The sequence below is a fragment of the Azospirillum sp. B506 genome, from assembly GCF_000333595.1.
In the GTDB taxonomy this organism is placed as follows: domain Bacteria; phylum Pseudomonadota; class Alphaproteobacteria; order Azospirillales; family Azospirillaceae; genus Azospirillum.
In genome coordinates, this window is record NZ_BADK01000308.1 from 1 (window position 1) to 1,430 (window position 1,430).

Annotated in this window: 1 protein-coding gene; it reads left to right on the forward strand. The window is 64.6% G+C overall.

The annotated features are described in order from the left end of the window. Nucleotides 1-125 precede the first annotated feature (125 nt). Complete coding sequence (locus I71_RS09495; protein ID WP_244433731.1) at nucleotides 126-1,316, forward strand: DUF3141 domain-containing protein; 1,191 nt, start codon at nucleotides 126-128, stop codon at nucleotides 1,314-1,316. Nucleotides 1,317-1,430 lie beyond the last annotated feature (114 nt).

The window sequence follows — 1,430 nt, forward strand, 5'->3', positions numbered from 1 at the left end:
AATCGTTCCATGTCAATTGGGGCTCATCGCCATTGGTGCCGCAAATTTGTCGTCGGCCCTTATGGGATGCCGACGTGAATTTCCATGGGTCCGCGCCGCAATCCCTTTGAATATGTGGAGATTTCATGATGTGGCCAATAATGGACCTTGCGCGGCAGGCCCAGGATTATTGGATCGATGCAAGTCAACGCTCCATCCTGTTCCTCGATGCCTTGCGCCGCCGCGGAAACACCCATTTCGAGCATGGCGCCCGGACCGCGCCGAACGTCCTCAGCTTCGACTTCGAGGTCATAGCCGACGGGCGAAGCTTTGAGCGCCCGGTCAATTATGGGCTGGTGCGGATCGTTCCGCCGGCCGGCGTCGCCGTCGATGAGCGCAAGCGCCCCTTCATCGTGTTCGATCCGCGCGCCGGCCACGGGCCGGGCATCGGCGGCATGAAGCAGGACAGCGAGATCGGTGTCGCCCTGAAAGCCGGGCATCCCTGCTATTTCGTCGGCTTTCTCCCCGATCCGGTCCCCGGCCAGACGGTCGAGGACGTCTGCCGGGCAGAGGCCGCCTTCGTGGAGGCGGTGGTCCGCCTGCACCCCGATGCCGACGGGAGGCCCTGCCTGATCGGCAACTGCCAGGCCGGCTGGCAGATCGCCATGATGGCGGCGACCCACCCGGACACGGTCGGGCCGCTGCTGCTGGCTGGCGCACCGCTCAACTACTGGGCCGGGGTCCATGGCAAGAATCCGCTGCGGTATCTGGGTGGCCTTCTCGGCGGCACCTGGATGACGGCGCTGGCCGGGGATCTCGGCGCCGGGATCTTCGATGGCGCCGCCCTGGTGGCGAACTTCGAGCGGATGAACCCTGCCAACACCCTGTGGAAGAAGGCGTACAACGTCTATTCCAAGATCGATACCGAGGAGGAACGCTTCCTCGACTTCGAGACCTGGTGGGGCAGCCCCGTGCTGCTCAACGCCGTGGAGATGCAGTTCATCGCCGACGAGCTGTTCCTGCGCAACAAGCTGTCCAGCGGCGAGATCGTCTTCTCCGACGGTGCGCGGGTCGATCTGCGCAACATCCGCACGCCGATCGTCGTCTTCTGTTCGTGGGGCGACGACATCACGCCGCCGCAGCAGGCGTTGGGCTGGATCCTCGATCTCTACGACACCGACCGCGAGCTGATCGCCGGCGGCCAGACCATCGTCTATGCGCTGCACCAGAGCATCGGGCATCTCGGCATCTTCGTCTCGGCCAAGGTGGCGACCAAGGAGCATGACGAATTCACCCGGGCCATGGACCTGATCGACGTGCTGCCGCCGGGCCTCTAACGAGGCGTCTTCAGCGAAAAGACGGCGGACATGGCTCATCCGGAGCTGGTTTCGGGGGAACATCTTGGTCGTTTCGAGCGGCGCCGGCTCGACGACTTCCGGGCGCTGGGCGGC